Consider the following 23,636-nt stretch of genomic DNA (forward strand, 5'->3'; position numbering starts at 1 on the left):
CATTAAATAAAAACGCCTGTTACAGTTCAGGCGCCGTAATAATCGTTTTGGCATGCGCGAGGGCGCTTTCCAGCGGCGTGGCGCTGCGGGTAATCTTGGCCTGCAAATTGGCACCCAGCCACAGGGAATAGAGCACCTGGGAGAGGGTAAACGCGTCGCCGCGAAATCGCAGGCTGCCTTCCTGACGGCCCTTTTCCAGCGCTGCGCCCAGCAGGGTAATAATCTGGCTGGCGCCTTTATCCATTTCGGCACGCATCGATTCCGACAGATCGCACACTTCGGCCGAGAGTTTCACCGTCAGGCAGCCGCTAATAATGCCCTGCTGGCAGAACTGCGTCAGCGTGTGCTGATAGTAGGCCAGCAGGCGGTCGCGATAGTTGCCTTCACCGTGGGCAAAGTGTAGCGCCAGGCGCTGAAGGTAGCCCGTATAGTGATATTCCAGCAGCGCGACGCCGTAAGCTTCCTTGGAGCGAAAGTAGTGGTAGAAAGAGCCTTTCGGGACTTCCGCTATTTTCAACAGTTCGCTCAGGCCCATACCGGTAAAACCGCGGTGCATGCACAGCTGTTCGCCGGTGGCCAGGATATGTTCGCGGGTATCGCATTCGCTATGTTTGTTCATGGCGCTCACTGTAGTAGACCGATTGGTCTAATGCAAGCGAAAATTAGCGACCGCCTGGCCCAGAGGCTGAACAACAAAAGTTGCGTACCGCGGATGAAACGTCTTCAATAAAAGACAGAGAGAAGTGACGGGAGGCATGAGGTGGCAGAGCAGCTGGAGTTTTTCCCGGTACAAAGTCCGTGCCGGGGAATTTGTCAGTCAGATGAGCGCGGTTTTTGTCGCGGGTGCTTTCGCAGCCGTGAGGAGCGTTTTAACTGGCAAACGATGAGCGATGTACAAAAGCAGGATGTTCTGCGCCTGTGTCGCCAGCGTCTATTGCGCAAATTACGCGCAAATAAGCCGGCGCCTGCGGAAGAACCGCAGCAACCCTCACTGTTTTAATAGCAAAAGTGCGTATACTCAGAACACTTTTTTGTTGAGGACGGTGTTATGGTTCAGCGTATTGCTATGGCTCCACAGGGGCCGGAATTCTCACGTTTTGTTATGGGCTACTGGCGTTTAATGGACTGGAATATGTCCGCGCAAGCGCTGGTCAGTTTTATCGAGCAGCACCTGGATCTTGGCATTACGACCATTGATCATGCGGATATTTACGGCGACTATCAGTGCGAAGCGGCCTTTGGCGAGGCGCTTAAGCTGGCGCCGCATCTGCGCAGCCGGATGGAAATCGTCAGCAAATGCGGGATTGCGACCAAAGCCCGCGCCGAAAACACCATTGGTCACTATATTACCGACCGCGATCATATCGTGCTGAGCGCAGAGCAATCCTTGCGCAATCTGGCGACCGATCGCCTCGATCTGCTGCTGATCCACCGCCCGGACCCGTTGATGAATGCCGATGAGGTGGCGGAAGCCTTCCTCGCGCTGCATCACAGCGGTAAGGTGCGCCATTTCGGGGTCTCAAACTTTACGCCAGCACAGTTTACGCTGCTGCAATCCCGCCTGCCGTTTACGCTGGCGACTAACCAGGTTGAAATTTCCCCGGTGCATCAGCCGCTGCTGCTGGATGGTACCCTGGATCAGCTGCAGCAGCTGCGCATCCGCCCGATGGCCTGGTCCTGCCTTGGCGGCGGCCGTCTGTTTAATGACGACAGCTTCCAGCCGCTGCGCGATGAGCTGGCGCAGGTAGCCCAGGAGCTGAATGCCGAGAGCATTGAGCAGGTGGTTTATGCGTGGATCCTGCGCCTGCCGTCGCAGCCGTTGCCGATTATCGGATCCGGTAAAATTGAGCGCGTTCGCTCCGCGGTTGTCGCGGAAAAACTCAATATGTCCCGTCAGCAGTGGTTCCGCATCCGTAAAGCCGCGCTCGGCTACGACGTCCCTTAATCCCCGCTCAGCCTCCGCAATGGCCGTCCCTGGTTTACACTTATCAGGGACAGAGCCATTCTGGAGGTATTATGCAACGATGTATCCTCGCAATACTCGCGTTAGCGATCCCGGCAGGCGCACTGGCGGCCAGCGAAAACGTCGATCTCAATCTGGTGACCAGCCAGAGCGTGGGCCAGGCCGTTGGCAGCGTTAAAATCAGCGAAACCGCCGGCGGGCTGGAGTTCACGCCCGATCTGAAAGCGCTGCCGCCGGGTCAACACGGTTTTCATATTCACGCGAACGGCAGCTGCCAGCCGGCGATAAAAGACGGTAAGGCCGTCGCCGCCGGGGCTGCCGGCGGGCATTACGACCCGCAACAGACCGGGAAACATGGCGGGCCTGAGGGGCCAGGCCATCTGGGCGATCTGCCGGTACTGGTCGTCGACAGCGACGGTAAAGCCACTCAGCCGGTGGTGGCGCCGCGGCTGAAAACCCTGGCTGAGGTCAAAGGGAAAGCGCTGATGGTCCACGTGGGTGGGGACAATATGTCTGACAGTCCGCAGCCCCTCGGCGGAGGCGGCGAACGTTTTGCCTGCGGCGTGATTAAGTAGTTCTTTCCGTTATGGTCCCGGCGGCAGGCGCCTGCTCAAGCTGGGACAACGCGCAGTATAAGCGCCAGATCACCGCCGCCAGATCTTTTGCTGCCGGTTGATGATGGTGATTGAGCGTGTCGCAAATACGCTGCAGTTCCTGCAGCGTAGAGGCCAGCGGACGCTGCTGGACCCCGCGTTCGCTCATCACGTCCCGCAGCAAACTGATACACAAATCACGCACGCGTGAGAGGGGATCGGAGCGGGTCTCCCAGTCGCGCAGCTGCCAGACCACGTGTGAGCAGTTTAGCAGCACCACGCCCCAGCGCAGCAGCCAGCGGCGCGCTAAGGCATCCTGGCTGTTACTCAACTGACTGATGTGATGGTAAACCAGAGATTCAAACTCATGCTCGCTGTGCTGCGGGCGGCGACTTAGCTGATCGACAAAGTGACGCCGTAACGCTTTGATGTGGCGACGGCTTTTACGCGCATCTGAACCGGGGCTAATCACCGCAAAGGCCAGCCAGGCAAAGCCCACGCCAATAATTTTCCCCAGGTTGTCATTCAGAAAGGAGGCGAAGTCGTACGCCGGCGGGTTGGTCACCGAAATGAACGAGCCCATAAACACGATCAGCTGTCCCCACAGACCCGCCAGCTTCGGCATCTGTAATTTAAGTAGCTGCATGGTGGTCAGCAGAGGGAAAAGAAACAGCAGGAACTGCCATAGATCGGTTATCTGCACCATCAGGCCGAATTTCACCACGAAGCTGAACACCGAGAGCAGCAGCAGCGTGCGCATCAGCAGGGTCAGAGATTTGAACGGCGACGGCGAGACGGAGTACAGCACGCAGCAAATGGCGGCCAGGGTCAGCGCGGCCGCGCAGGCCTCCCATTGGCTGCTGATCCCCCAGGCGCCGATGGCGACCAGCGCGCAGAACGTTCTGACGCCGTTCCACAGCGCCTCTGCCTGATCGGTATAGCGGGCCAGCGCCGGTGCGGAAGGGACATTGAATTCGGCGATCGCCGAGGCGTTTTCCACGCGGCGGATCCAGCGACTGCTGTCGAGATACAGGCGGCAAAAGTAGCGCAGGCGCTTCCAGAAGGCGAGATGGCGATAGTCGGCATCCGCCGGGGGAGCCAGCGGGGCGACGATCCGGGCGACGGTGTAAAAATCGGCGCGTGGGTTAGCCAGTTCGACGAGCAGCGTTTCCAGCACCTGACGAGTGTGCGCCGGCGCCGCTGGCCAGTTGATCAGCATCCGGCGCAGGCTCGAGATGACGCTGGTCAGGCGCAGCTGCTGGTGGAGTAAATAATTGAGCAGCGGATTCTGGCGGCGAAAGCGGTAATGGCTCCAGAAGGCCTGAATACGCAGCAGGTTCATGGTCAGAATTTGCCCGATCACGCTTTCATGAGCGCTGCGAATCGCATCGGTGGTTTCCGGCACCCACAGCAGGCTGGCGTGCTCAAGCAGGCGGGCATGCATATTTTTTAATGCCGTCAGCAGCGTCGCGCCGTCTGAGGTGCTGGGCATGATCATCATCATCAGCCCGCCGCAGAGGATACCGACGATCACCTCGCACACGCGCGACTGCGCAATGGTCCATAGCTCGTTTGCGTCGGTGATGTTAATGACCGGGAAGGCAATAATGGCGCAGGTATAGCCGGCAAGCTGGAAGGCGTAGGCGACGTTGTTGGTGTACATCGCGCAGGCCCAGGTGCAGAGCGCAATCCACGCTGAGATGCTGAATAAAAACAACCACGGGTCGTTCAGCGTATGCCCGGCGAGCAGCAGCGCGGCACAGGCGCCGAGCAAGCTCCCGGCAATGCGGCCAAAACTCTTGCTGATCACGCCGCCGACGGTAGGGAAGCTGACGACGGCGGCTGAGGTCATCGCCCAGTAGGGCTCATCGAGATTCAGCCAGTAGGCGATGCTCAGCGCCAGACACATCGCAATTCCGTTACGCAGGGCGTAGCGCCACTGTGGACGGCTGGCTTTAACCCACGGCAGTGCCCGCCATGATAAGGCCTGAAGCTTCATCAGGGTTCGCCAATCGAGACGGTACAGGTAGTGCCCGAGACCAGCGTCGTATCCTGCGGCAGCGCCTTAAATTCGATCCGTACCGGAACGCGCTGGGCCAGGCGTACCCAGGGAATATTGGGTTTAATATCGGCAACCAGGCTGCTCCCGCCCTCAACGCTTTGGTCGACAATGGCCCGGCCGATGCTGCTTACGTGACCCTGTAACGTTTGTTTGCTGCTATACAGGACGATTTGCGCGCTATCGCCAGCGTGAATGTGGCGCAGCTTCGTTTCTTCAAAGTAGCCAATGACATAAAACGAATGGCTGTCGACGAGGGCAAAGACCGGATGGCCGACGGAGGCGTAGTCGCCGACGCGGGTTGACAGGTTCGTGACCCAGCCGTCCACCGGTGATTTGACGACCGTTTGCCCGAGCTGCCACTGCGCGTGCTCAAGGCTGGCCTGCGCCACGCCGACCACCGCTTTGGCCGCTTCCAGGGTGGTGTTCGCCGTGTTAAGGGCGGTATTGGCATTTTCCAGATCTTCAACGGAGATCGCGTTCTGTGACAGGTTACGCCGGCGATGCGCGTCATTGGCCGCTTTGATCTGTTCCGCTTTGGCTTTCGCCATTTCAGCCGTGGCTTTGGCGAGCTGCGCCTCGGCGTTGAGGACGGCGAGGCGGTAGGGCGTATCGTCGATCCTGAACAGCACGTCACCGGCTTTGACCAGCTGGTTATCACCGACGTTGAGCTGCCGGATGCTGCCGGAGACCTGAGGCGTAATGCTGACCTGTTCGGCGCGGACCTTACCGTCGCGGGTCCAGGGCGATTGCGTGTAGTAATTCCAGACCAGCCAGGCGGCAATGATGGCAAGAGCGGCGACGAGTAAGGTCGAGAAGTATTTGAGTTTTTTCATGTCGTGAACATTACCAGGCAGTCAGTAAAACCAGCGCCAGACAAACCGAAAGCGCAAACAGGGACAAGTCCATCAGCAGGGGGTGCCAGATATCGCCGGCATACATCCAGTCGCGGAGCTGACGGTGAATGATCAGCCAGATAAAAAATCCCAGCAGGACGGCTTTAAATAAGGGGGGAAAGTAGATAGAAGCGCCGAATACCAGATCCTGGAGCGACAATCCGTTAGAGTTAAGACTCAGTTTCACAAGCAAAAATCCTTTGCCATTGCAGGGAGAATGTTCATGTTATGCGACTATTCACATTGTAAATCATTGTTTTGATTTTGGTGAATCTGGTAATTCATTTGTTTTGGTAATTTAAATGCTGCACACTATTCTAAAATCAGTATAATAACTTAGCAAGCTAATTATAAGGAGATGAAATTGGAATCGCCACTGGGTTCTGATCTGGCACGTTTAGTGCGCGTCTGGCGCGCGCTGATCGACCATCGCCTGAAACCTCTGGAATTAACGCAGACGCACTGGGTCACGCTGCACAACATTCATCAGCTGCCTCCTGAGCAGTCGCAGATTCAACTGGCGAAAGCTATTGGTATCGAGCAACCTTCTCTGGTGCGCACGCTGGATCAGCTGGAAGAGAAAGGCCTTATTTCTCGCCAGACTTGTGCAAACGATCGGCGCGCGAAGCGTATCCGGTTGACGGAAAAAGCTGAACCGCTGATCAATGAAATGGAAGAGGTGATCGGTAAGACGCGCGATGAAATTCTGTCCGGCGTTTCGGCACAAGAAGTGGAAACGCTGCTGCATCTGGTGCGTAAACTGGAACAGAATATCCTCGATCTTCAGGCAAAAGATTAATCTATTCAGGGCTTTGATTTCTCAAAGCCCTTTTTCATTCACTCCCGCCAGACGATCACCCGGTTACGACCGCCATTCTTTGCTTCATACATCGCCGCATCCGCACGCTTCACGCACTCTTCTGCGCTCAGGGTCGCATCAGTGGCGGTAAATATGCCCGCGCTGATGGTCATTCTTTCCGTGAAGTCATCCTGCGGTTGATGTACCGCCTGACGAATACGCTCTGCTATCGCCTGCGCCTCCTCCGTGCTGGTATTGACCAGCAGCAAGGCAAACTCTTCACCGCCGATCCGTGCGGCGGTGTCCTGCGCGCGCACGTTTTTCTGCAGGACGCTGGCGGTAAACTGGATGACTTTGTCTCCCTGCACATGGCCGTAGTTGTCGTTAATGCGCTTGAAATAGTCGAGATCGCCGACGATCACCGAAAGCGGTCGCGAGGCCGAGGTCTCCGGCAGCAGGGCGGCAAGGGTATCGTAGAAGTGACTGCGGTTATACAACCGGGTCAGCGAGTCGCGGATGGAATTTTGATAAGAACAGAGATATTTCTCTCGGGACTCGCGGTACAGCGCAAACACATCGCAAACGATAACCATCAACATAAACAATGTACTGATGGTTTCAAAAAAGCGCGCGTAATACCATGAATATCCTGAGCTTCGTTCTGCCATTAATAAAATAACCACGGTGAAAATGTACGCTGCGCAAAAAAAAGCTCCGCTATACCAGAATGTATTTCGCAGTCGGGAGACGGCAATCAGCAGTGCTAACGTCATTAACCAACCAACGGTTAAACCCCAGCCGGTATAATGATGCCACGCCGGCATAAATAACGTGGTTAAATTATCGACCAAAGTGATATTCAGCAGCGGATGATGGCTCGAATACAGCCACGAAAGGGTAATAATCACACCGGTGAAACTCAGGCACGCCGTCAAAATAACGCCATGTATTCCGGCGGTAAGTCGGGGGCTGTGGCGAAAGTGGTATAAAATAACAGCTACGGTAAATAATACCATCAGCATGATATTGCGGAAGCTATAGAAAATTAGCGCGTCATTGGCATTGGCGCGTAAACCCGTGCCGCACATTAACCAGCCGGGGTAACTATTCAGCGTCCCCAGCATCAAAAGCGCTGAGCCGGCGAAGGCGCAGGCGATCGCCATCAGGTACAGACGCTCGCGGTCGCACCAGTACTTCATCAGCATCACGCCGGCGATTGTGGCGTGGAATATGAGTAAAAAAATGGTCAGTAGCGGAAACAGGACTGGACTAAACGTAGAGCTACGACTTAGTACTGAGATGAGACCTACGTGTATGACACCGATAGCGCCAATACAAACAATGATATAGATAAATATTCTCTTCAGTAAATTCTGAGGGCTCGTAAACATATTATTCATCCATGGATAATAAAATTATATTATTTGCCGCCAGAGCTGGGGCCATTAATTGTATGCAGCGTTATCATACCGTTATATAGCGAGTGAAACTTGCGCCAGCGCAAATAAATCGTGTGGTGGGTTTGTGTTATATGATGGGGGATGAGTTCTAATACATTCCGAGGCGCTGAGAATAATGCGGTCGGGTAAGACCGCATATATAAATAGGCAATATTAACGCGGGGAGACGGTCACCTGGCTGCCGCTGCCGGCAATGGCTACGCGCTGGCCGACGGAGAACGGGGTGCTACCCTGTTTCTGCACCACCAGAATGGTATTGCCGTCATCTTTACGGATTTCCAGCTCCACGCCCTGGGTTTTATTCATTGCACCCTGTACGCCCTGGCCGGCGACGCCGCCTGCGACCGCGCCCGCAGCGGTAGCCAGTGAACGCCCGGTGCCGCCGCCGATGGTGTTACCGAGGAAGCCGCCGAGAACGGCGCCGCCGATCGCGCCGATCGCATTGCTGTCATCGCCGCCCTGAATCTGGACCGCGCGGGTATGAACGATGGTCCCGTAGGTGACGCTTTGCACCTGTTTGGCTTCGGATGCGGAGTAAACGTCACCGGAAAGGCCGCTGCTGCTGACGCAGCCTGCAAGCGATAAACCAATCATCGAGACAGCCAAAGCACGTAAAATCATTTATGAATCTCCTTCACCAAAATAGTGTTCAGTTGAACGTCCATGCGTTCAATTATATGGCATTTAAGCGTTGGCGGGCACAACTTCGGCATGGACTATACAAAAAATAATAATCAGCAACGTCTCAACCTTAGCTAAACGTAAGTTCTTTACGTAATGGGCAATCTTTAACGTTTTAGTGTTAAAAAACATTATCGCAGCATAGCATTAACCCCAGCTTTATGGTGGAGTGTGGGAATACGAGGGTCATGGAATGAAGGAAAGCGTATGAAATCAGGTCACTTTATCGGCGTCATGTCCGGCACCAGCCTTGATGGTATTGATGTTGTTCTCGCCGCAATAAACGAAAACGTGGTCGCTCAGCAGGCGAGCCTGTCGTACCCCATCCCCGTGACATTAAAAGAAGACATTCTGGCTATTTGCCAGGGACAGCCGCTGACATTATCGCAGCTGGGTCGCCTTGATACGCGTCTGGGGCGGCTGTTCGCTGAAGCGGTCCTCGCGCTGATGCGTCAGGAGAATTTGCAGGCCGCGGACATTATCGCCATTGGTTGCCACGGACAGACGGTGTGGCATGAGCCGACCGGCGAGGCGCCGAATACGCTGCAAATCGGGGATAATAACCAGATTGCCGCTCATACCGGCGTGACGGTGGTCGGCGATTTTCGCCGCCGCGATATCGCTCTGGGCGGCCAGGGCGCGCCGCTGGTGCCTGCTTTCCACCATGCCCTGCTGGCGCACCCGGTTGAGCGACGGATGGTGCTCAACATCGGCGGGATCGCTAATCTGTCGCTGCTGGCGCCGGGCGTGTCGGTACGCGGTTATGACACCGGGCCGGGCAATATGCTGATGGATGCCTGGATCTGGCGCCAATGCGGCAAAGCGTATGATAAAGATGCCCGCTGGGCCAGCGAAGGCAAGGTTCTGTTGCCGCTGCTGCAAAATATGCTGAGCGACCCGTGGTTTGCCCTCCCGGCGCCAAAAAGTACCGGGCGCGAGTATTTCAACTATGGCTGGCTGGAGCACCATCTGGCCCGCTATCCCGGGCTGCGACCGCAGGATGTACAGGCCACGCTGGCGGAACTGACCGCCGTGACGATCGCTGAACAGGTGCTGCTGAGCGGCGGCTGTGAACGCCTGCTGGTATGCGGCGGCGGGGCGCGTAATCCGCTGCTGATGTCGCGTCTGGCGGCGCTGCTGCCGGGTACCGAGGTCGCAACCACCGATGCGGCGGGGATCAGCGGCGATGACATGGAAGCGCTGGCTTTTGCCTGGCTGGCCTGGCGGACGATGTCCGGCTTACCCGGCAACCTGCCGTCGGTCACCGGCGCATCTGAAGCCTCTATCCTCGGGGCCATTTTCCCCGCCAATCCGCCGCAGAATCAGAGTTAACTGAAACCCTTGTTTTTTATTAACCGGTAGACTGGATCAAGTTAACGGGGGGCGACATGCTCCCCTGGACCGGGAAAGTCGAAGGCAAACGAATGAAAAAAATCCTTATCGCTGTTGTACCTTTTATGCTGGCGGGCTGTAGCTACTACAACCAGTTTGTCGAGCGCATGCAGACGGATACGCTGGAGTATCAGTGCGATCAGAAACCGTTGACCGTACATATTAACAACACCCGCCAGATGGCCAGTTTCATTTACGACAATCAGCAGCTGAATCTGCAACAGGGGCTGTCGGCGTCAGGCGCGCGTTACACCGACGGGGTGTATGTCTTCTGGTCGAAAGGCGACAGCGCCACCGTCTACAAACGGGATCGCGTGGTGCTGGAAAACTGTCAGCTGCAGACGGCCAAACGTTGAGATTTCTGTCCCGGGGGCGCACAATGACGCCACCCGAAGACTCTTTTCTCAATGGCCATGTCTGATAACGACGAATTGCAGCAAATCGCGCATCTGCGCCGAGAGTATACCCGTGGCGGTCTGCGTCGCCACGATCTTCCCGCCGAACCGCTGGCGCTGTTTGAGCGTTGGCTCAGGCAAGCGTGTGACGCCCGCCTGGCCGACCCGACGGCGATGGTCGTCGCGACCGTTGATGAAAACGGTCAGCCCTACCAGCGTATCGTTCTGCTTAAGCACTATGACGAGAAAGGGCTGGTGTTTTATACCAACCTCGGCAGCCGTAAAGCCCGCCAGATTGAACACAATCCGCGCGTGAGCCTGCTCTTCCCGTGGCATATGCTGGAGCGTCAGGTGATGGTGACGGGCAAAGCGGAGCGTCTGTCGACGCTGGAAGTGGTCAAATATTTCCATAGCCGCCCGCGTGATAGCCAGATCGGCGCCTGGGTCTCTCAGCAGTCTACCCGCATCTCCGCCCGCGGCATTCTTGAAAGCAAATTCCTCGAACTGAAGCAGAAGTTCCAGCAGGGCGAAGTGCCTCTGCCGAGCTTCTGGGGCGGATTCCGCGTCAATATTGAGCAGATGGAGTTCTGGCAGGGCGGTGAACACCGCCTGCACGATCGTTTTTTGTACCAGCGTGACAATGACGCATGGAAAATCGATCGCCTGGCCCCCTAATCCCTGAAATTTGTTGTGCTAAGCGCTGGTGCTGGATGGGCTGGCGCTTTATTCTATAGGCTTCATTCATCACGCTGCCTCCTGGCTGGCTGTGCCTGATTTTCCCGGACATTGCCCGGTTGAGCCACGCCTGCCGCCGTAATGCAGCCTGTATGATTTTGCATAGCTGTTTTTTTTCGCGTCTGGCGAAAAGTCGTGTACCGGCAAAGGTGCAGTCGTTTTATACATGGAGAATTTGATGGCAAGCAGTAACTTGATTAAACAATTGCAAGAGCGGGGGCTGGTAGCCCAGGTGACGGACGAGGAAGCGTTAGCAGAGCGACTGGCGCAAGGCCCGATCGCGCTCTATTGCGGCTTCGATCCTACCGCTGACAGCTTGCATTTGGGGCATCTTGTTCCATTGTTATGCCTGAAACGCTTCCAGCAGGCAGGCCATAAGCCTGTGGCGCTGGTGGGCGGTGCGACCGGTCTGATTGGTGACCCGAGCTTTAAAGCCGCCGAGCGTAAACTGAACACCGAAGATACCGTGCAGGAGTGGGTGGATAAAATTCGCAAACAGGTCGCGCCGTTCCTCGACTTTGATTGCGGTGACAACTCGGCGATTGCCGCGAATAACTACGACTGGTTCGGCGGCATGAACGTGCTGACTTTCCTGCGTGATATCGGCAAGCACTTCTCCGTCAACCAGATGATCAACAAAGAAGCGGTGAAGCAGCGTCTGAACCGTGACGATCAGGGCATCTCGTTTACCGAGTTCTCCTATAACCTGCTGCAGGGTTACGACTTCGCGTGTCTGAACAAGCTGCACGGCGTCGCGCTGCAGATTGGCGGTTCCGATCAGTGGGGTAACATCACCTCCGGTATCGATCTGACCCGTCGTCTGCATCAGAACCAGGTGTTTGGTCTGACCGTTCCGCTGATCACCAAAGCGGATGGCACCAAGTTCGGTAAGACCGAGGGCGGCGCCGTCTGGCTGGATCCGAAGAAAACCAGCCCGTACAAATTCTATCAGTTCTGGATCAACACCGCGGATGCGGATGTTTATCGCTTCCTGAAGTTCTTCACCTTTATGGACATTGAAGAGATCAATGCCCTGGAAGAAGAAGACAAAAACAGCGGTAAAGCGCCGCGGGCGCAGTACGTGCTGGCGGAGCAGGTGACCCGCCTGGTCCACGGCGAGGAAGGTCTGGTCGCGGCAAAACGCATCACCGCAAGCCTGTTTAACGGCAACCTGAGCGATCTGAGCGAAGCCGATTTTGAACAGCTGGCCCAGGACGGCGTGCCGATGATTGAAATGGAAAAAGGCGCAGACCTGATGCAGGCGCTGGTGGATTCCGAGCTGCAGCCGTCCCGCGGCCAGGCGCGTAAAACCATCGCTTCCAATGCGGTGACCATCAACGGCGAAAAACAGTCTGACCCGGAATATGTGTTTACCGATGGCGACCGGCTGTTCGGTCGCTACACCTTATTGCGTCGCGGTAAGAAAAATTACTGTCTGGTTTGCTGGAAGTAATTGCGTAAAGGCAGGGGCGTGGGAAACCACGCCCCTTATTTTTTGCTGTCAGGTACCTAAGATGAAGAATATCCTCGCCATCCAGTCTCACGTTGTGTTTGGCCATGCCGGCAATAGTGCCGCCGAGTTTCCGATGCGCCGCCTTGGCGCGAACGTCTGGCCCCTTAATACCGTACAGTTCTCCAACCATACCCAGTACGGGAAATGGACCGGTTGCGTGATGCCGCCTGCGCATCTGAGCGAAATCGTTCAGGGGATTGCGGATATCGATCAGCTCCAGCGCTGTGACGCGGTATTGACCGGCTACCTGGGTTCTGCCGAACAGGGTGAGCATATTCTTGGCATTGTGCGTCAGGTGAAGGCGGCCAACCCGGCGGCAAAATATTTTTGCGACCCGGTGATGGGCCACCCGGAAAAGGGCTGTATCGTCGCCCCCGGCGTGGCGGAGTTTCATGTCCGCTATGCGCTACCAGCAAGCGACATCGTTGCGCCGAACCTGGTTGAACTGGAGATCCTCTGCGGCCATCCGGTGGCGAATGTCAGCGAAGCCGTGGCTGCCGCGCGTGAGCTGATCGCGCAGGGGCCGCAGGTGGTGCTGGTTAAACATCTTTCCCGTGCCGGCTTGAGTATGGACCGTTTTGAAATGCTGCTCGTGACGCATGACGAAGCCTGGCACATCAGCCGCCCGCTGGTGGATTTTGGCCTGCGTCAGCCGGTGGGCGTCGGCGATGTCACCAGCGGTTTGCTGTTAGTGAAGCTACTGCAGGGCGCGAGCCTGCGCGATGCGCTGGAACATGTCACCGCGGCGGTGTATGAGATTATGTTGGCCACCAAAAATATGCAGGAGTATGAGCTGCAGGTGGTGGCGGCACAGGACCGTATCGCCCGGCCGGAGCACTACTTTAGCGCCACCCAGCTGTAAGGGGGGATTTGCCCGGCCTCAGCGCCGGGCAAAGGGTTCAGATTGACTTCAGACCTTCCGCAGCCAGCGCCGCGGCAACCGCCGGACGCGCGGCAACATGTTTCATCCACGCTTCGATGTTGCGATATTCCGCCATCTTCAACTTCACGCCATAGCCCCAGCGCAGCACGGTAAACAGGTAGCCATCAGCAATGGTAAAACGATGCCCGTTCAGCCACTGTTTTTCCTCCAGCGCCTTATCAATATACTGCAGTTTCTTCTCCAGCAGCGCGCGAGCGGTAGCTTTGTAATCTTCCGGGGTATCCGCGCGGAACAGCGGAGAAAAGCCTTTATGCAGCTCTGTGGCGACGTAGTTTAACCACTCCAGCGTCTGGTAACGAGCAATGGTGCCCACCGGCGCCAGCAGCTGACGGTCCGGCACGAGGTCGGCAATATATTGCATAATCGCGACGCCTTCCGTTAACAAGATTTCGTCGTCAAGCAGCAGCGCCGGAACCTGTCCTTTGGGGTTGATCAGCAGGTAATCATCACCATTTTCCAGACGTTTATTCGCCAGATCAACGCCTTGCAATGTGAAGTCCAGTCCGCTTTCGCGCAGGGCAATGTGTGAAGCAAGGGAACACGCGCCGGGTTTGTAGAACAGTTTCATCAGTAACTCCTCGTGGCTGCAGTTTTCTGTATGTTAGTCCCCCCGGGGGTAAAAAAAAAGCCGCTAACAAAAGGTTAGCGGCTTAAATTTATTGGTTTTCCCGGAGCGCTTAGGCGGTTGCCGTGTCACGTACTTTGGCGACGGCGTCGTCATCCTGGGTCATGCGATTCAGTTTCGGTGCGGTAGCAAACATCAGCACGGCGATAATGGCGGTCGCAATACCAATCTGCAGGAAGACATGACCATATACGGCCAGCGACTGCAGCGGGTCGGTGACGTTATCCGGTACCGCCATCAGGTTCGCCACTTTACCGGCGATGATAGCCGCGCCGGCGGTAGTCAGGAACCAGCTACCCATGATGAAGCCCATCAGACGCTGTGGTACCAGCTGAGCCACCATCGCCAGACCCAGACCAGAGATCATCAGCTCGCCGATACTCTGCAGCGCGTAGCTCAGAATCAGCCAGTTAACGGAAACGATACCGGCATCGGTGGCAAACTTCGCACCCAGCGGCAGTACGAGGAAGGCCAGTGAACACAGCACCATACCGATAGCGAATTTGTGCGGCATCGGCAGACGGTCGCCCATCTTGTTATAGATTGCGGCCAGAATCGGGCTACCAACCATAATCCAGAACGGGTTCAGCGCCTGGAACTGCTCCGGCTGGAAGCTGATGCCGAGAATAGCATGCTCAACGTTGCGGATAGCGAAGAAGTTCAGCGAGGTCGGCATCTGGCTATAGAGCACGAAGAAGACGATCGCCTGCACCATCAGCACGAAGGCGACAATCATCTTACGACGCGCCGCGCCTTTCATGGCGATAGCTTCTTTCGCAAAGACAATCACGATGCCCAGCGCCACCACACCCAGCACCATACGCGCAATACCCTGGTTATGCAGCAGCCAGGTCGCAATCACCACCAGGATGACCACGCCGACGATAGTCGCCAGCAGCTTGCCGAAATGAACCGGCGCAAAGTCTGGTTTGGAGCCGTAGTCTTTCACCCATTTCTTGCAGAACATGAAGTTCACCAGCGTGATCAGCATACCGACAAAGCTCAGGGAGAAGGCGATGCTCCAGCCGAACTTCGCGGCCAGCCACGGAGTTGCCAGCATGGAGAAGAACGAGCCGATGTTGATGGACATGTAGTACATGGTAAATGCGCCATCAAGACGCGGGTCATCTTTCGCATAGCAGGTAGACAGCAGGGACGACGGGTTAGCCTTAAACAGGCCGTTACCGACGGCAATGGTCGCCATACCCATATAAACGATAGCCGCATCATGACCGGACCAGGCGACCAGCGCATAGCCGATAGCCAGAACGATGGTTCCCAGCATAATGACACGTTTGGTGCCAAGCACTTTATCGCCCAGCCAGCCGCCAATAGCCACGAGGCCATAAACCAGTGCGCTGAAGGAGGAGAAGAGTGTAATAGAATCCGCTTCCGACATACCCAGCTGTTTTACCAGGTAAACGGCCATGATCCCTTGCAGGCCGTAATAACCAAAACGCTCCCATAATTCGATCGAGAAGATCAGGTAGAACGATTTCGGTTGTTTGAAAGCGTTCAGACTCACGCTTTCTGCTGGTTTATTGTTTGCAGTTGACACATATACCTCTTTTTTTACATCCCATATTAACGGGGGGTGTTCGGGGCGCAATCTGGCAAGACCGCCGCCTTTATAGTTATTCTGGAGGGAAAACGGGAAGTAATGTTCACTATCCTGTCCCTTCAGGCAAGAGTTTTGTAATACCCTGTTACATATCTTTCAGGCGTTATAATACGCCAGTCATTCAAATGTTATACAGAGTTAAATTTCACCTTTTAGTTATTGGTGATATTTTTGTCTGCCGGGAACCGCAGGGTAAGGCGCAAAGGCGATATATTCTGCTAATAAGCCTTGAACATAGTGATATAGCCCATAATCCTAAAAAAAGTTGGGGTATTGTCCTGGTGATTGTCTCTCAGCTATTGGAAACACTGGCTTTTTTTATCATTAATGTAACAATGATTTAACATTGCGTTGCATGGATGATCTGGATCACAAATGTATAGAAATTTTTTCGCTGCAAAAAATGATTAACCTGGCTGTACGTTATATGGGCGGTTAATTGTACTGGAGGATGAAGAGATAGCGGTGTTAAACACAGGATGGGCCGGTAATGAGCAGAACCATTACCACAATCAGGGTAATGATTCTGTTTTGAGGTTACGGATAGACCTTCTCTTTAAACTCACAAAGATCTTCAATCAGGCAGGAGCCACAGCGGGGCTTGCGGGCGATACAGGTGTATCGTCCGTGGAGGATCAGCCAGTGGTGGCAGTCGACTTTGAACTCAGCCGGCACCACCTTTAAGAGCTTTTCTTCCACCTGTTCAACGTTCTTGCCGGGGGCAAACTGCGTACGGTTGCAAACGCGGAAAATATGCGTGTCGACGGCAATCGTCGGCCAGCCGAAAGCGGTGTTTAATACCACGTTTGCGGTTTTTCGACCCACGCCCGGCAGCGCTTCCAGCGCGGCCCGATCTTCCGGGACTTCGCCCTGATGTTGCTCAAGCAGGATCCGACAGGTTTTGATGACATTTTCCGCCTTGCCGTTAAACAGCCCGATGGTCTTGATATACGATTTGACGCCATCAACGCCCAGTTCCAGCATGGCGGCCGGGGTATTCGCGACCGGGTACAGCCTGGCAGTGGCTTTATTCACGCTGACGTCGGTGGCCTGAGCCGAGAGTAAGACGGCAATCAATAACTCGAACGGTGAACTGAAATGAAGTTCCGTCGTTGGATGCGGGTTGTTATCCCGCAGCCGGGTCAGTATTTCCAGACGCTTGCTCTTATTCATCCTGGAATTTTCCCTGCGGCATCCGCCGGTGCGGCGAGAGGCGTATCCACTGCTTTGGCTTTACGCTGTTTAGTGCGTTCATCAATGAGGTATTTTACCGCCAGCATCATGCCCAGGCCAATAAATGCCCCCGGGGGCAGCATCGCCAGCAGGAACGGCGTATCGGTATGGAAGACTTCAATGCGCAGCACTTTGGCCCAACTGCCCAGCAGGCTATCTGCGCCATCAAACAGCGTGCCGTTGCCGATGATTTCGCGCAGGGAGCCCAGCACAAACATGGCGCAGGTCGCTCCCATACCGATGGAAAAACCATCCAGCGCCGACAGGGCCGGCCCTTTTTTGGCAGCGAAGGCTTCGGCGCGCCCGACCACGATACAGTTGGTCACGATCAGCGGGATAAAAATCCCCAGCGACTGATACAGACCAAACGCATAGGCGTTAATCAGCATCTGTACGACGCTCACCACCGAGGCGATGATCATGACGTAAATCGGAATACGGATCTCAGCCGGCGTCCAGCGGCGCAGGCTGGAGATAGTCAGGTTAGTCAGCGTCAGGACCAGCGTTGTGGCAAGCCCCAACCCCAGCGCATTGGTAGCGGTAGAGGTGACCGCAAGCAGGGGGCACATGCCTAACAGCTGTACCAGCGCGGAGTTGTTTTTCCACAACCCCTGAACAATCACGTCTTTTACTTCGCTCATGGTCTAGTCTCCGCAGGCGGTGAATTCGGGAATCTGCGCGGGCAGCGTTTGGGCGTACAAACCGGCACGCTTAACGGCGTTGACCACCGCGCGCGGGGTAATAGTCGCCCCGGTAAACTGATCAAAATCACCGCCATCTTTTTTGACCGCCCAGTGGCTGTCGCCGGGGCCCTTGATAATCTTACCGGCAAAATGGGTTATCCAGTCCGACAGGCGTAACTCTATTTTATCCCCTAGTCCTGGGGTTTCATGATGCTCGGTGACACGAGTACCGAGCACGGTACCTTTAAAATCGGCGGCGACCAGCAGCTGAATCGCGCCGGAGTAACCGTCTGGCGCCGTGGTTTCCATGACGGCACCCACCGGCGTGTCGTTATTTTTGGCAATCCAGACCTTATGCTGCCCTTTACCGAGAGGCGGGGCAGTGACCAGATAACAGCTTTTCAGCAGATCGTTATTATAAAGGTCTGCTGGCAGAACCTGATTGAATAACGCTTTTTGCTGGATCGCGGCCTGCTCATCAATCGTTGATTTTGTCAGCTCGTTGATGGCCGCAGTTAATCCGGTGGAACCCGCGGCAAAGAGTGCCAGCGTGACGCCGTGTTTGCGCATGCTTTTTAACATCATCGGTCCTCAGCGGTGGCCATAGACGCGCGGACGCGTGTAGTAATCGATCAGCGGAACGGTAATGTTCGCCAGCAGTACAGCGAAGGCCACACCATCAGGATAGCCGCCGAAACTGCGGATTAGCCAGACCAGCAAACCGGCCAGCGCGCCAAAAATCAAGCGGCCGCGGTTGGTCGTGGAGGCGGTGACCGGGTCGGTTAAAATAAAGAATGCGCCCAGCATTGTGGCGCCGGAGAGCAGGTGGATCTGTGGGGCCGCGAGGCTTTGCGGCGAAAACAGCCAGCCGAGCGTGGCACAAATGGCCAGGCTCAGCAGGAAGCTGACCGGTATATGCCAGCGAATGGTTTTCTGCCAAAGCAAAAACAGCCCGCCGACCAGATAGGCGATGTTGACCCACTGCCAGCCAAGGCCGGCCAGCGCGCCGCCGTAGATTGGATACTGCAGGATCTCGTTCACCTCATGTCCGGCATGGAGCGAGGTTTTAAAGGTGTCTAACGGCGTAGCCTGGCTGATACCGTCGACGCCCATGCGCAGCGCGTTCATGTCACCGCCGGCGGCGGTGTGGCCGGTGAAGATCACCCGCAAAGCATCGGTAAAGCCTGGGACGGTGGCGGCGATTTCATGCGGCGGCAGCCAGGAGGTCATCTGGACCGGGAACGAGATCAGTAGCACGACGTACCCAATCATCGCCGGATTAAACGGGTTATGACCCAGGCCGCCATACAGCTGTTTAGCGATAATCACCGCGAAAGCGGTGCCTAAAACGACCATCCACCAGGGGGCCAGCGGCGGAATACTGATTGCCAGCAGCAGACCGGTCAGCAGCGCTGAGTTATCGGCAAGCAGGGCGGAGACATGCTGTTTACGCAGTTTGAGGATAGCGGCTTCTGCTCCCCAGGCGCTTAAGGCCGCCAGGATCACCTGCAGCACGGTGCCCCAGCCAAAGAACCAGGTCTGAACCACAATGCCGGGCACGGCGGCAAGCAGAACCAGCAGCATAATGCGCGATGTCTGGCGCTGGTTGTGGGTATAAGGGGAACTTGCGATTCTGAAAACCATTTAATCCTCGTTGACTGCCTGCCGGGATGCTTTCCTGGCCTGAACGCGGGCGATTGCTTCGGCGACGGCGGCTTTGCGCGCGTCATCGTCGTTGGCGATTGACCGGGTCATTGTTTGTTGTTGTTCTACCTTGCGGGCCTTCGCACGGGCGATAGCGGCGTCAACGGCGGCTTTACGCGGGTCGACGGCTTCCGCGGCCGGCGGGAGCTCAACCTGCGTCGCCGCCTGCTGTTCGGCTTTACGGGCCTTCGCGCGGGCGATAGCGGCGTCAACGGCGGCTTTGCGCGGGTCGACGGCTTCCGCGGCCGGCGGGAGCTCAACCTGCGCCGCCGCCTGCTGTTCGGCTTTGCGGGCCTTCGCACGGGCGATAGCGGCTTCAACGGCGGCTTTACGCGGGTCGACGGCTTCCGCGGCCGGCGGTGGCTCAACCTGCGCCGCTGCCTGCTGTTCGGCTTTACGGGCCTTCGCGCGGGCGATAGCGGCGTCGACGGCGGCTTTACGCGGGTCGACGGCTTCCGCGGCCGGCGGTGGCTCAGCCTGCGTCGCCGCCTGCTGTTCGGCTTTACGGGCCTTCGCGCGGGCGATAGCGGCGTCAACGGCGGCTTTGCGCGGGTCGACGACTTCACCGGTCGATGGCCCGATATCCGGAGTCTGCTGCGCTAGCTTGCGCGCGCGCGCTTCGGCTTTACGCGCTTCACGTGCGGCGATAGCTTCGCTGTTATCCGGCTTCGCACCGGCCTGGACAACGATCGGCTGTGCGGCATCGCGCTGTTTCTCGCGCACGCGCGCCAGGGCGGCATTAATCGCATCCTGATCTTTCGCTGCCGGTTGCGCGGCGGACTGTTTATGGCGTTCCAGACGCGCGGCTTTATCGCGCTCCAGGCGCGCCTGACGAGCTTCAAAGCGCGCTTTGGCTTCCGCAGCGCGTTGCTCTTCCTGACGGATCGCCGCAATCTCCGCTTTTTCCTGGCGGAAATACTGCACCAGCGGAATATTACTCGGGCACACCCAGGCGCAGGCGCCGCACTCAATACAGTCGGCCAGATTATGGCTGGTCGCCTTATCGTGCTGCTGGCCTTTGCTAAACCAGTACAGCTGCTGTGGGAGCAGGTCGGCAGGGCAGGCATCGGCGCAGGCGCTGCAGCGGATACACCCTTTTTCTTCTTCGGCCTCGCCCATTTCGCTGGCCGACGGAGCCAGCAGACAGTTGGTAATTTTCACCACCGGCACGTCAAGCCACGGCAGGGTAAAGCCCATCAGAGGCCCTCCCATAATGACCATCTGTTCGGCGCTCGGGCAAAAACCGGCATCTTCCAGCAGGTGGCGGACCGGCGTTCCCAGCCGCGCCCAGACATTACCCGGACGGGTCACCGCTTCCCCGGTTAACGTCACCACGCGTTCAGTCAGCGGTTCACCATCGATAACAGCACGTTTGACGGCATAGGCGGTGCCGACGTTTTGCATCAGGACGCCGATATCGGAGGAACGCCCGCCGTGGGGGACCTGCTTGCCGGTGAGGATCTGGGTGAGCTGCTTCGCGCCGCCGGAGGGGTATTTCGTCGGAATGACCCGCAGGTCGATGCCATGGGCATCACTCAGCACCGCCCGCAGCATCGAAATCGCCTGCGGTTTATTATCCTCAATACCGATCAGCACCTGGCTCGGTTGTAAGATATGCGCAAGGATGCGAATGCCGTCGATAATCTGCGCAGCGCAATCCTGCATCAGCCGATCGTCGGCGGTAATATAGGGTTCGCACTCGGCGGCGTTAATGATTAAGGTTTCAATCTTGTCGCCGCCGCCGCGCAGCTTTGTTCCGGTCGGGAAGCCAGCGCCGCCAAGCCCGGCGACGCCAAACTGGTGGATGCGTTCAATCAGCTCTTCGCGGGTTTTCAGCAGGTACTGGCTCCAGCCGTCACGTTCAATCCACCGGTCTTCACCATCGGCATCAATGATGATGCTCATTTCTGCCAGCGCCGAAGGGTGGGCGGTGGAATGCGGCGCGATGGCGCTGACGATCCCGGAGGTCGGCGCGTGCACCGGCAGCATTCTCCCCCAGCCGCGGGTTAACGGCTGGCCGCGCAGTACGCGGTCGCCAGGCTGGACGCAGAGTTCACCCTCAGCGCCGATATGCTGCTTTAACGGGATCACCAGCCGCTGCGGGAGTGAAACCTGGCGCAGCGGCGTACCGTTAGACTGGCTTTTCATTTCCGGCGGATGAATCCCGCCGTTGAAGTCCCAGACTTTGTCTTTTCTGAACGCGGAAAATAACTTAAACATGTTGTTCCACAGGAATATTGCGTACCGGAATAGTGTGCAGGTCCCACTTCCAGTTTTCAGTGGTCGTCGCGACCGGAACCATTTCGATACATTGCGTCGGGCAGGGCGCGACGCAAAGATTGCAGCCGGTACAGAGATCGCTCACCACGGTGTGCATTGCGCGGGTGGCGCCGACAATGGCATCGACAGGACAGGCCTGAATACATTTTGTGCACCCGATGCAGTTCTTTTCATCAATAACCGCGAGCATGCGAACCGGCTCCAGCTCTTGCTCATCGCCATCGATAGGCTGCGGGTCGACGTTCAACAGGGCGGCAATTTTTAACATCACCGCTTCGCCTCCTGGGGCGCAACGGTTGATTTTCTCACCCTGTTGGCCGACGGCTTCCGCGTACGGGCGGCAGCCGGGGTAGCCGCACTGACCGCACTGACTTTGCGGCAGGAGTTGATCGACTTTTTCAACGACCGGGTCATCCTCCACCTCAAAACGGCGGGCGGCATATCCCAGAATCAAGCCAAAAATCAGCCCGAGCAGGCTAATGGCAATGACGGCAATCCACACAGCGCTCATATTACAACTTCACCAAACCGCTAAAGCCCATAAATGCCAATGACATCAAACCTGCGGTCACCAGGGCAATGGCGTTACCGCGAAACGGCGCGGGGACATCCGCCACCACCAGACGTTCACGAATCGCCGCGAACAGAACCATGACCAACGAGAAGCCGACCGCGGCGGCAAAGCCGTACAGCGCGGACTGTAAGAAGTTATGCCCGAGGTTAATATTGAGCAGCGCGACGCCGAGAACCGCACAGTTGGTGGTGATCAGCGGCAAGAAGATGCCTAACAGACGATACAGCGCCGGGCTGGTTTTACGCACCACCATTTCGGTGAATTGCACCACCACCGCGATGACCAGGATAAAGGCCAGCGTGCGCAAATAGACCAGGTTCAGCGGGATGAGGATCCAGGTATCAATCAGCCAGGCGCAGATTGAGGCCAGCGTCATCACAAACGTGGTGGCCAGTCCCATCCCCATAGCGGTTTCCAGTTTTTTGGAAACCCCCATAAACGGGCACAATCCAAGAAACTTCACCAGCACGAAGTTGTTAACGAGGACAGTACCAATAAAGAGCAGTAAATAATCAGCCATCTACCCGACCTGAAAACAGAAAAAGCCGCCTATTATCGAATAAATCAATACCGGCGACAACAGGTTAACTGTGTGGTTATTACAAATTCACGAAGGTGCGTTTAACCCGTTCGGAACGTTTGAAGTAGGGTACCAACAGCGCCGCCGCGAGAAGCGGGAACAGCAGCTGACGCAGAGCCAGAACGTCTGAAATCGGCGAAAAAGCAAACGACTTTATTGCCAGCAGCAGCGAGATAAGTAACCAGATAATATAGTGTTTCGGGACAACGGTGCGCCGTTTGAAAAAGGCGATTGTCAACCACAGGGTATAATACCACATCGCGACAGCAAACAGCAGCGACCCGACCCACAGCAGGAGATGCCCGGCGCTCATGGCTTTCAACAGAGCGAAAGTCTGGGAGGACATCAGCGCATTAGCAAAAATCAGCAGCGACAGCGAGGTGCTAAGCAGTGCAACCAGTAGCCATGCCAGCGGCGCCAGCAGCCATCCGCCGATGCGTTCTGCAGAGTGAGAAGACATTATTTCTCCCGGATTCGATGAAAATTAAGAGCGGGAGTATAAGCAACTGGCATGGATGATAACAGTATTTATTGCACGTAACGCCACACGGATTTAGGAACCTGCCCGACATCGAACAATTTACCGCCAGAAACCAGCTCTGCCCGGCGATGATCAGCGGCGCGATACATGTTGACGATTTCGGCTGTGTCGGTCAGAGAATAGTTAAGGTGGTCAAAAAGTTTTTCAAGGCTTTCAAGCGAACTGATTTTACGAAATTTTAATAAGTAGTCCTGGACGGTCATTGGCGTTTCCATTTTATAATCGGAATAATAAGTCGAATAATATCAACTTTTCAGTAAACCTGCGTTCAACTAACGGTGCCTTCTTAACGGACCTGGCGGAATTATTTCGGTTGTAAATACTAAAGACAAGAACTCATTTCATTCCTGGCGTAGTCACAAGAAA

At 56.2% G+C, this 23,636-nt stretch carries 26 protein-coding genes; 9 read left to right on the forward strand and 17 right to left on the reverse strand.

Annotated elements, in window-relative coordinates; all coding sequences use genetic code 11:
• Positions 1 to 19 precede the first annotated feature (19 nt).
• Positions 20 to 619, reverse strand: coding sequence for a TetR/AcrR family transcriptional regulator (locus EDF73_RS19940; protein ID WP_132730786.1), 600 nt, complete (start codon positions 617 to 619; stop codon positions 20 to 22).
• Between the two features lie 141 nt (positions 620 to 760).
• Here EDF73_RS19940 and EDF73_RS19945 point away from each other — a divergent pair, with 141 nt between their 5' ends.
• From EDF73_RS19945 to sodC, 3 genes are all read left to right on the forward strand, one after another.
• Positions 761 to 1,000: a DUF1289 domain-containing protein gene (locus EDF73_RS19945; protein WP_132730787.1), complete on the forward strand. Its 240-nt coding sequence runs from the start codon at positions 761 to 763 to the stop codon at positions 998 to 1,000.
• Positions 1,001 to 1,048: 48 nt separating this feature from the next.
• On the forward strand, positions 1,049 to 1,945 hold the full coding sequence (locus EDF73_RS19950; protein WP_132730788.1) for an aldo/keto reductase family oxidoreductase: 897 nt from the start codon (positions 1,049 to 1,051) through the stop codon (positions 1,943 to 1,945).
• A 71-nt stretch (positions 1,946 to 2,016) separates the two neighbouring features.
• Positions 2,017 to 2,538, forward strand: a complete 522-nt coding sequence (sodC, locus tag EDF73_RS19955; protein ID WP_132730789.1) for a superoxide dismutase [Cu-Zn] SodC — start codon at positions 2,017 to 2,019, stop codon at positions 2,536 to 2,538.
• Here the strand turns inward: sodC and EDF73_RS19960 are convergent.
• The 3 genes from EDF73_RS19960 to EDF73_RS19970 are packed head-to-tail and all read right to left on the reverse strand — an operon-like array spanning position 2,531 to position 5,698.
• Positions 2,531 to 4,555: an FUSC family protein gene (locus EDF73_RS19960; RefSeq protein WP_132730790.1), complete on the reverse strand. Its 2,025-nt coding sequence runs from the start codon at positions 4,553 to 4,555 to the stop codon at positions 2,531 to 2,533. The genes sodC and EDF73_RS19960 overlap by 8 nt on opposite strands.
• Positions 4,555 to 5,451: an HlyD family secretion protein gene (locus EDF73_RS19965; protein WP_132730791.1), complete on the reverse strand. Its 897-nt coding sequence runs from the start codon at positions 5,449 to 5,451 to the stop codon at positions 4,555 to 4,557. Before EDF73_RS19965 ends, EDF73_RS19960 begins: the two co-directional genes overlap by 1 nt.
• Before the next feature lie 10 nt (positions 5,452 to 5,461).
• A complete protein-coding gene (locus EDF73_RS19970; RefSeq protein WP_132730792.1) occupies positions 5,462 to 5,698 on the reverse strand; it encodes a DUF1656 domain-containing protein in 237 nt (78 codons plus the stop codon).
• Positions 5,699 to 5,869: 171 nt separating this feature from the next.
• On the opposite strand from EDF73_RS19970, the gene slyA reads away from it, so the two are divergent.
• Complete coding sequence (gene slyA / locus EDF73_RS19975) at positions 5,870 to 6,310, forward strand: transcriptional regulator SlyA (protein ID WP_132730793.1); 441 nt, start codon at positions 5,870 to 5,872, stop codon at positions 6,308 to 6,310.
• A 38-nt stretch (positions 6,311 to 6,348) separates the two neighbouring features.
• On the opposite strand, the gene EDF73_RS19980 is transcribed toward slyA, so the two are convergent.
• Both EDF73_RS19980 and slyB read right to left on the reverse strand, forming a co-directional pair.
• Positions 6,349 to 7,701, reverse strand: a complete 1,353-nt coding sequence (locus EDF73_RS19980; protein ID WP_132730794.1) for a GGDEF domain-containing protein — start codon at positions 7,699 to 7,701, stop codon at positions 6,349 to 6,351.
• A 222-nt stretch (positions 7,702 to 7,923) separates the two neighbouring features.
• The gene (gene slyB / locus EDF73_RS19985) at positions 7,924 to 8,391 is read right to left on the reverse strand and encodes an outer membrane lipoprotein SlyB (RefSeq protein ID WP_132730795.1); all 468 of its coding nucleotides are present in this window, start codon (positions 8,389 to 8,391) and stop codon (positions 7,924 to 7,926) included.
• Positions 8,392 to 8,658: 267 nt separating this feature from the next.
• Between slyB and anmK the strand changes: the two genes are divergently transcribed.
• The 5 genes from anmK (at position 8,659) to pdxY (ending at position 13,348) form a co-directional block, all read left to right on the forward strand.
• Positions 8,659 to 9,783, forward strand: a complete 1,125-nt coding sequence (gene anmK, locus EDF73_RS19990) for an anhydro-N-acetylmuramic acid kinase (protein WP_132730796.1) — start codon at positions 8,659 to 8,661, stop codon at positions 9,781 to 9,783.
• Positions 9,784 to 9,875: 92 nt separating this feature from the next.
• Entirely contained in the window at positions 9,876 to 10,199 is a 324-nt protein-coding gene (mliC, locus tag EDF73_RS19995) for a C-type lysozyme inhibitor (protein WP_132730797.1), read from the forward strand.
• Positions 10,200 to 10,256: 57 nt separating this feature from the next.
• The gene (gene pdxH, locus EDF73_RS20000) at positions 10,257 to 10,913 is read left to right on the forward strand and encodes a pyridoxamine 5'-phosphate oxidase (RefSeq protein WP_132730834.1); all 657 of its coding nucleotides are present in this window, start codon (positions 10,257 to 10,259) and stop codon (positions 10,911 to 10,913) included.
• Between the two features lie 238 nt (positions 10,914 to 11,151).
• Complete coding sequence (gene tyrS, locus EDF73_RS20005; RefSeq protein WP_132730798.1) at positions 11,152 to 12,426, forward strand: tyrosine--tRNA ligase; 1,275 nt, start codon at positions 11,152 to 11,154, stop codon at positions 12,424 to 12,426.
• Positions 12,427 to 12,487: 61 nt separating this feature from the next.
• Positions 12,488 to 13,348 carry a pyridoxal kinase PdxY gene (gene pdxY / locus EDF73_RS20010; RefSeq protein WP_132730799.1) on the forward strand — a complete coding sequence of 287 codons (861 nt, stop codon included), beginning with the start codon at positions 12,488 to 12,490 and terminating at the stop codon, positions 13,346 to 13,348.
• 37 nt (positions 13,349 to 13,385) lie between these two features.
• Here pdxY and gstA read toward each other — a convergent pair whose 3' ends face one another.
• The 11 genes from gstA to ydgT form a co-directional block, all read right to left on the reverse strand.
• Complete coding sequence (gene gstA, locus EDF73_RS20015) at positions 13,386 to 13,997, reverse strand: glutathione transferase GstA (protein ID WP_132730800.1); 612 nt, start codon at positions 13,995 to 13,997, stop codon at positions 13,386 to 13,388.
• 109 nt (positions 13,998 to 14,106) lie between these two features.
• On the reverse strand, positions 14,107 to 15,612 hold the full coding sequence (gene dtpA, locus EDF73_RS20020) for a dipeptide/tripeptide permease DtpA (RefSeq protein WP_132730801.1): 1,506 nt from the start codon (positions 15,610 to 15,612) through the stop codon (positions 14,107 to 14,109).
• Positions 15,613 to 16,212: 600 nt separating this feature from the next.
• Positions 16,213 to 16,848: an endonuclease III gene (nth, locus tag EDF73_RS20030; protein WP_132730802.1), complete on the reverse strand. Its 636-nt coding sequence runs from the start codon at positions 16,846 to 16,848 to the stop codon at positions 16,213 to 16,215.
• Positions 16,845 to 17,549 (reverse strand): electron transport complex subunit E, encoded by a 705-nt coding sequence (locus EDF73_RS20035; RefSeq protein ID WP_132730803.1) that lies wholly within the window; start codon positions 17,547 to 17,549, stop codon positions 16,845 to 16,847. The genes nth and EDF73_RS20035 overlap by 4 nt, the downstream gene beginning before the upstream one ends.
• A gap of 3 nt (positions 17,550 to 17,552) precedes the next feature.
• Positions 17,553 to 18,173 (reverse strand): electron transport complex subunit RsxG, encoded by a 621-nt coding sequence (rsxG, locus tag EDF73_RS20040; RefSeq protein ID WP_132730836.1) that lies wholly within the window; start codon positions 18,171 to 18,173, stop codon positions 17,553 to 17,555.
• A gap of 9 nt (positions 18,174 to 18,182) precedes the next feature.
• Positions 18,183 to 19,235 (reverse strand): electron transport complex subunit RsxD, encoded by a 1,053-nt coding sequence (rsxD, locus tag EDF73_RS20045; protein ID WP_132730804.1) that lies wholly within the window; start codon positions 19,233 to 19,235, stop codon positions 18,183 to 18,185.
• Positions 19,236 to 21,515, reverse strand: coding sequence for an electron transport complex subunit RsxC (rsxC, locus tag EDF73_RS20050; RefSeq protein ID WP_132730805.1), 2,280 nt, complete (start codon positions 21,513 to 21,515; stop codon positions 19,236 to 19,238).
• Positions 21,508 to 22,086: an electron transport complex subunit RsxB gene (gene rsxB, locus EDF73_RS20055; protein WP_132730806.1), complete on the reverse strand. Its 579-nt coding sequence runs from the start codon at positions 22,084 to 22,086 to the stop codon at positions 21,508 to 21,510. Before rsxB ends, rsxC begins: the two co-directional genes overlap by 8 nt.
• A 1-nt stretch (position 22,087) precedes the next feature.
• Complete coding sequence (gene rsxA, locus EDF73_RS20060; protein WP_025710820.1) at positions 22,088 to 22,669, reverse strand: electron transport complex subunit RsxA; 582 nt, start codon at positions 22,667 to 22,669, stop codon at positions 22,088 to 22,090.
• Positions 22,670 to 22,748: 79 nt separating this feature from the next.
• Positions 22,749 to 23,189, reverse strand: a complete 441-nt coding sequence (locus EDF73_RS20065) for a DUF2569 domain-containing protein (protein WP_132730807.1) — start codon at positions 23,187 to 23,189, stop codon at positions 22,749 to 22,751.
• A 68-nt stretch (positions 23,190 to 23,257) separates the two neighbouring features.
• Complete coding sequence (gene ydgT, locus EDF73_RS20070) at positions 23,258 to 23,473, reverse strand: transcription modulator YdgT (protein WP_032687419.1); 216 nt, start codon at positions 23,471 to 23,473, stop codon at positions 23,258 to 23,260.
• Positions 23,474 to 23,636: the final 163 nt, after the last annotated feature.

This window comes from Klebsiella sp. BIGb0138 (assembly GCF_004342285.1).
Classification (GTDB): domain Bacteria; phylum Pseudomonadota; class Gammaproteobacteria; order Enterobacterales; family Enterobacteriaceae; genus Klebsiella.